General features: G+C 37.0%; 5 protein-coding genes and 1 tRNA gene. 3 read left to right on the top strand and 3 right to left on the bottom strand.

Annotation, left to right across the window (positions count from 1 at the left end; all coding sequences use genetic code 11):
* Positions 1–104: 104 nt before the first annotated feature.
* Entirely contained in the window at positions 105–2,081 is a 1,977-nt protein-coding gene (locus tag BGO88_RS12350) for a tetratricopeptide repeat-containing sensor histidine kinase (protein ID WP_286707067.1), read from the bottom strand.
* A 170-nt stretch (positions 2,082–2,251) separates the two neighbouring features.
* On the opposite strand from BGO88_RS12350, the gene BGO88_RS12355 reads away from it, so the two are divergent.
* Complete coding sequence (locus tag BGO88_RS12355; protein ID WP_286707068.1) at positions 2,252–2,908, top strand: DUF6766 family protein; 657 nt, start codon at positions 2,252–2,254, stop codon at positions 2,906–2,908.
* A 9-nt stretch (positions 2,909–2,917) separates the two neighbouring features.
* Here BGO88_RS12355 and BGO88_RS12360 read toward each other — a convergent pair whose 3' ends face one another.
* Positions 2,918–3,370, bottom strand: a complete 453-nt coding sequence (locus BGO88_RS12360) for a response regulator (RefSeq protein WP_056071484.1) — start codon at positions 3,368–3,370, stop codon at positions 2,918–2,920.
* A 14-nt stretch (positions 3,371–3,384) separates the two neighbouring features.
* Positions 3,385–3,942 carry a helix-turn-helix domain-containing protein gene (locus BGO88_RS12365; RefSeq protein ID WP_056071481.1) on the bottom strand — a complete coding sequence of 186 codons (558 nt, stop codon included), beginning with the start codon at positions 3,940–3,942 and terminating at the stop codon, positions 3,385–3,387.
* A gap of 171 nt (positions 3,943–4,113) precedes the next feature.
* Between BGO88_RS12365 and BGO88_RS12370 the strand changes: the two genes are divergently transcribed.
* Both BGO88_RS12370 and BGO88_RS12375 read left to right on the top strand, forming a co-directional pair.
* Positions 4,114–4,185, top strand: a tRNA-Arg gene (locus BGO88_RS12370).
* 967 nt (positions 4,186–5,152) lie between these two features.
* On the top strand, positions 5,153–7,514 hold a 2,362-nt coding region (locus BGO88_RS12375; protein ID WP_286707069.1), incomplete at its 3' end, for a hypothetical protein.

Raw genomic sequence — 7,514 nt, forward strand, 5'->3', positions numbered from 1 at the left:
GAACTGCTTTAGAAATACCTTAAATCAAAAAAATCCTGATATTCTATCAGGATTTTTTTATACAATATTCTCAATCTAACAGTTTTCAAACCAAACCAAAAACCCTAACTCTCATAAATATAAGGTATTTCAAAAACGACCTTAGCACCCAAAACCTTCTCATCTTTATCTTTTATCGTATCGGTCTGTACGACAAAGTCCTGATTTTTGGTGTAGCTAATCAACCGTTCTTTGGTGATTGTCATTGCCAACGACTTGTGGTTGCTTATGGTTTTCTGGGCATCAAATCCTTTTCCATTATCAAAAATCTCAAAAAACAGCTTATTTTCTTTCAGGTAAAAGCGGATATCAATTTTACCGTTTTGGTCTTTATCTGCCAGACCGTGTTTTATGGCATTCTCAATAAAAGGCTGTGTGAGCATGGGCGGCAAAAACAAGGATTCTTTATCAATGGCTTCATCGACAACAAGCGTAAAGCTGAATTTGTTGTTGTATAAAAGCTGTTGGATGGACAGATAGTTTTCCATCATGCCTACTTCTTCTTCTAACGAAATATAATTTTCGTTTGAATTCTCCAGAATCTGTCGGGTCAGTATCGAAAACTTACTGAGGTACCTTATGGATTCTTCCTCTTTCTTTTCGCGAATCAGTCCCTGGATATTACTAATTGAATTAAAAATAAAATGCGGGTTCATTTGGGTAATGAGCAGTTTTTGCTTTATTTGGTTTTTCTCAAGTTTTGCAATTTCTTGTTTCTGCTTTGTATTTCTGTAATAAAAATAACCGCCAATCAGCAATACGAGAAGCGCTCCGGAAAGCCCTATAAGCCAATTGTTTTTGACCTCCGCTTTCTTTTGCGCTGCCAATTTGTAATTTAATTCTTTTTTCTCGAAATCGTATTTGAGCAGCTGTTGCTCCAGCGCATTCTTTGACGCCTGGATTTGGCTGGAATCTACTATCTTTTCATGAAACTGATACATTTCAAGGGCTCTTTCAAAATTTTTGGTCGCTTTGCTTATATCATAAATAAGCTTTGCACCTTGATCCTGAAGATCAATGCTTCCTGTTTTTTTGCTTAACGTAAAGCCTTTCTCTGCATACAACGCTGCTTTGTTCAGATCACCTTTTTTAATATACAAATTAGCCAGTCCATGATAAGCGGCGGTCAAGGCCGCATCGTTTGTGGCGGCTGCCAGTTCTTTTATAGAGAAGATTTCATTAAATATTTTTTCTGCTTCGTCCAACTTACCGAGCTGCACTTTTGCATTTCCTAATCGGGACAAAACAAGACCTGTGATGGTATAGTTTTTTATTTTTCTGGATATCTGCAAGGCCTTATTGCAATATGCTACCGATTCTTCATACTTTTTAAGAGATGCATAAGAATAGGCTATATTGGCATAGGCCAAAGATTTAAGATAGCTGGTATGGTCATTGGGCTCCTGCGCATAGGAATCATCATAAAAACGAATTGCCTTTTGATTGTAACTTATCGCTTTTTGATGTTGCTTCTGACCGATATAAATCTGTCCCAGTCCGGAATAGGCATAAGCCAGATCATCTACATAATATTCTTTGTCTTTTTCAAAATATTTGATGGCGTCAAATATTAGCGGAATGGCCTTGTCGTCCTGATTCATTCGGACATATAGTGCTGCTTTCGTCAGCATATTGGCGTACATCTCATCATATGCTTTTACCGACTTAAACAGGGCTATACTTTTATCGTGATACACCAATCCTTTTTCGCGTTCTTTTGTAAAAGAATATTCCGTTCCTACAGTAGAATAATAGCTGGCCAGCCAGAGCGTGTACTTCTTTTTCAATTCTGGAGTATTGCTTTTTTTATAATTCTCCAAAGCAATTTTTCCCAACATATTATTCAGGACATAATAATTTTTGTCCTGTTCCATATAATGATAATCCATAGCCTTGCTAATAGCTCTCAATTTTGTCGTATCATGAAGCTTCGGATTGCTTATCAGGGTTTTTATCGAATCGATGACCCTGTCTTGTGAATAGGAGACAGAAAAAGTAAATAAAAGCAGTAGGAATAAAGCTGATTTTGTAATTCTATACATAGGGCTGGAATAGATTAGTCATTAATTGAATTCCAAATGTAACCAATTAATAAGAATATTTTTAAGGCAGCATATCCGGTTTGTTTAGTTTGTTATTATAAGATTTATCCAAAAAAGTATAAAATACTTTTAAAAAAAATAGCAGAAATTTATAGGTATACTAAATACTTATGAAAAAGTTTCTACGCAATAACAGTCTTACTTTGGTTTTCCTTTTACTTTTTATGGGTTCGTTGGTTGGGCAAGTCTTTTGCGGGTACCAGGAACATAATAAAGAATTGCTACAAGACGGAGCAACTCCCATAATACTTTGGAATTATTTATATTCAGGGCATTTCATCCAATCCACATTTGAAAACTGGGAAAGCGAATTTCTACAAATGGCTTTATTTGTAGTATTGACCATCTTTTTGCAACAGAAAGGCTCTTCAGAGTCAAAAGATTTTGACAAGGTTGAAGCAGTAGACCGCGAACCTTCTAAAAACAGAAAGGATGCTCCCTGGCCGGTCAAAATGGGGGGATGGATTCTGGAACTCTACAAACATTCATTGACTATTGTCCTATTTCTGCTTTTTCTCGCGTCATTTGCATTGCATTTTTACGGAAGTCTTAAAGACGAGAACGAACAGCTTTTGTTGAAAGGTCTGCCATTGGAAAAGCCAGTAGAATACCTCAGCGATACCCGGTTCTGGTTCGAATCTTTTCAAAACTGGCAAAGTGAATTTTTGTCGGTTATGGCAATTATAGTACTTTCTATTTTTTTACGACAAAAAGGCTCGTCACAATCCAAACCGGTTGATGCTCCAAATCAGGAAACAGGAGAATGATAATAGTATTTAAATACGAAAAAGAAAGGTTCCCTTATCCAATCCCGAAGTATGAAACTGCCAGTTGATTTTTAAGACCTCATGCAAAGACTGTTTCAGCACTTCAAAATCATTAGGTTTTTTGATATAGATATTGGCTCCTCCTACAAAAGTTTTGTGGATGTCCTTTTCTGCCCCGGAAGTAGAGTAAATAGCAATGGATAAGTCCTTAAATTTAGAATGCCGGCGTATTTCCGAAAGACAATCGTCGTATTTGGTACACAACATATTCAAATCTAAAAACAAGATATGTGGCAATTTTCTCTCGTGCGAATCGTGAAGGTAATCCAACAACTCATCTCCTTTACTAAAAAGGGTCAGTTCAACATCCAATCCAAGTTCTTCAATTGCATCACGAAATAATTCACGGTCTTCCAGGTCGTCATCCGCTAGTGCGATATGCATTTTCTCTTCTTTTTCCATAAAAAAATGTATTTCTAATTGGTATAGGCAATCTTTTTACGTTCACTGATAATCTTTTTGAAAGCCGAAGGCGACAGGCCTGTCACTTTTTTAAATTGTCCCGAAAGATGGGCAACACTACTATAGCTTAACAAATAAGAAATTTCTGTTAGTGATAATTCCTGCAATAAAAGCTTTTTGGCACGCTCTATTTTTTGCAGTATGATATAGTTTTCAATTGAGGTGTGCGTATATTCAGAAAACACCGCAGAAATATAATTGTAATTCATCTGCAGACGTTCTGCCAGATAACAGGAAATTTTAGACATTGGAAGTTTGTCCCGTCCCACCATTTCAATAATTGTATTTTTAATCCTTTGGATAAGCTGTCCTTTTTGATCATTCAATAAATCAATACCATAACGTTGCAGATTATTTCTCAGCGTAAGAAAAAGAGGGGCAGGCACATTTTTCTGAATTATTATCTCACCCAGATCCTCCACCTCATACCCAATACCCAATTCTTCCAACTGTTCTTGCAGTATCGTCTGGCAGGCTCTATTGATATCATATCTGATGTAAGTCTTTTTCATAATTAAAAGCAGTTATCTTTATTATAAATATAGCAAATAATTAATCCATTGAACAGAATTTTAGCAATCAATTAGTAATGGTTCACAGTTTTATTGAATTACAGAAACAAAATGCCATAAAAACACCCGAAGTTTCAATAATCATGATTTGTTTTTTATTTTTGCATTGACGGCCTCGTAGTTCAATGGATAGAATGGGAGTTTCCTAAACTTTTGATGCAGGTTCGATCCCCGCCGAGGCTACTGAATAACCCTGATTTGTTCTGACAACAGATTAGGGTTTTGTTTTTAAAAAAAGCGCAAACAGGAATTACTTCTCGTGTATAGCATTTGTTATTTCAGTTAAGAAGAAAAGGTATTTCTTTTATATTGCAAACTACTATATTTTGTGGGTATCAGACCTTTGTTTACTAAGAACTTCGCAATTTCCAAACACCATAATCTATTTTTCGGCATATTAAATCCCCTAAGTTTTTCTATCACAAATACCAGTTATACTTCTATATTACCACTTATTCCCGATATCCTACCAGTTATTACTTTATGATTGCCAACACCTTAGTAAATACTCATCTTTGCTTTTATAAAAATGTATGGCTGTCTAAAGAATTATCACTGACAGCATCTGAATGACAACATTCAAAAAAAGTGTCTCTCGCATCATTCTTCACGTGATTAGGGATTAGTATTAATAGGATGTAAAAAATGAGAGACACTTTTATTTTATAAAAATATAGTTCTGAAAAAACAATTAAGAAAGCGCACCCTATCATAATTCATTGGTTATTTTGATTGGTAATAGTAATTAATATGAAAGATAAGTTATAGGTGCGCTTTCTTCTTTAACAGAAATCATTATTGGAATTCAAAACTTAATTCCAAAAGCTTAAAAAATATACTAAAAAAAATATCGAATTATCAATAAATCAATGCCATTCAATACTATTAAAATTCCAATTAAAAAAATTTAGTCGATAAAGTGTATTTTTTTATCGTTCAAATGCAATTTTTTTACTATTTTTGAAACCAATCCTTAGGTTAAGGAAGAATTGTGGGAATCAAATTTTGGTAAAATTTAAGCAGTATTAAATTTTAATAAGGAAGTGATTATAAGACAAAAGGGAAACATATAATAGTTATTGATATACAATTTGGGGGAACTGTATAACTCAATAGCATTGCCAAAGTATTGATAACTTTAAGGTTTGCCATGAAAATATATAATCAGCGAAAAAAACTGTGTTTGCTTTACTGCTTCCTGTTCGGGTTGTGTTTTGCGGGCTTCGGGTATGCGCAGATTACTATTTCAACTCCTTCTATAGCATTTACGCAGGCTTGCGCATCGGCAAACTTCAATACTTACAACTTTTCATTTTCATTTTTCCCGGTACAAAATCTTGGTGCTTCTAACCAATTTATTGTAGAATTATCAGATAGAAACGGAAGTTTTGCAAATCCGGTCATCGTTAAAACCCTTACCAATACAACTTCACCAGTTACCAGTAATTTTAATCTGCCAACAAACACTTACGGGGAAGGCTACAGAATTAGGGTCAGGAGTACCAGTCCTGTAAAAGTAAGCCCAAACAGCAATGCTTTTGCCGCTTATTATGCTGCACATAATCAGGCATTTTCAATAAACGGAAACAACAGTACCGTAACACTCTGCGGAAATGAAAGTTTTCTGTTGCAGATTGACAATGACGGAACTTCTGCATCGCCACTCTATTATCCGTCATTGAATTACAAATGGTATAAAAATTTTATCGAAATCCCTGGAGAGCGTGGTGCATCGCTGACGGTGACACAACCCGGCTCCTATTATGTCATTGTTGACTATGGAACCTGTGTAATGAATTCTTATTCCAATATTGTTCAGGTTCAGGTTCAGAGTCCCATCAGCCCCGTCATACAAGCTGAAAACAACTCAACAGCAATTTGCCCTAATGATACCCGGACACTCACCAGCGTATTACAAAATACCGGCTATACCTATGCCTGGTACAAAAATAACAACAGCATACCTGGCGCAACCGGTCCAACGTATCAAGCTTCTGAAGAAGGTATTTATCATCTGGAAATTACCGTTTCAGGCTGTACTTTCGAGTCCGACCCTATAGCACTAGAAGTCATTGACTTTAACCTGTCACTCAGCACATCTTCACAAATAGTATTAATTCCAGGCGAAACTATTACGGTCAACACTATAACCGATGCACAAAATCCGCAATTCCAGTGGCATAAAAACACCTCTCCATTACCCGGAGCAACACAAGCTGCACTGAATATAACACAGGCCGGAGATTATACTGTTTCAGTTACTGAAGCACAACCTTGCAACATAACGAAAGAAAGCACCGTATCCGTAGTCTATCCATCAGGTTTTGATGTGCAAGTCCAAACCGGAACAGGCTATACTTCCTGCACAAGCACAGCTACAACACTGTCAATTTCACGATTTGATGCCATTACAGAAAACAACAACATAAACCTTCTTGGCAACACTTACAATTACAGCTACCAATGGTATAAAAACGATATTGCAATTCCTGGTGCGACAAACATTTCGCTTCCGGTAAACAGTCCGTCTGAAAACGGAAACTATCTATTAAAAATTACCATTCCTGATTTTGGCGTTGTTACGTCAAATACCATAGCCGTAAATCTTGCCCTTGAAAACAATACTATAACCAACAATGGTCCACTATGCGAAAACGGAACTGTTCTGCTTTCATCCAATATCACCAATACCGCCTATACTTATCAATGGTTTAAAAACGATATTGCAATAGCAGGAGCCGTTTCCAGCACGCATACGGCATCTGAAGAAGGCAATTACTATCTTATAGCCACAAGTGGCACCTGCACGAAACAGTCAAATACTGTTGCATTGCAGATTCCTACTTTCACAATCACTACAACTTCACCTGCTTTTGACATACTGATACCGGGCGAACAAAAAACACTATCCGTATCTACCGATGCCACTGCTCCTCAATTTGCGTGGTTCCGTAACAACGACCCAATTCCGGGAGCCAACCAAAGCAGCTATGTTGCCACACAAAACGGAACCTATAAAGTTGTGGTTACACAAAATCAGGGCTGCCTTATTCAAAAAGAAAAAGTATTTGTATTGGAATATCCAAGCGGATTTGAAGTAACCATTACCCCGACGACCAGTTACACGGCTTGTGATAACGGACCTGTAACCTTATCCATAACCCGTTTTATTGCCAACACATCACAAGGTGTAATCGACCTGACTAACAGGAACAACAGTGCCTATACCTACCAATGGTTTAAAAACACTTCTACCATTACAGGAGCCACTGGCACAAGCCATACCATAAACAGCGCGACAGAAAACGGCAGCTATACCGTGAGTGTAACCCTACCTGATTTCGCGCCTGTGGTTTCCAATGCCGTTGACATAAAACTATCGCCGGAAAACAATACAATCAGCAGTTCCGGAGCACTGTGTGAGGGAAGCAGTGTTACCCTTTCGTCAAGTGTCGCCAATTCTGCCTATACCTACCAATGGTTTAAAAACGACCAGCCAATTCCAGGTGCCA

It is taken from the genome of Flavobacterium sp. 38-13 (assembly GCF_001899155.1).
GTDB lineage: Bacteria > Bacteroidota > Bacteroidia > Flavobacteriales > Flavobacteriaceae > Flavobacterium > Flavobacterium lindanitolerans.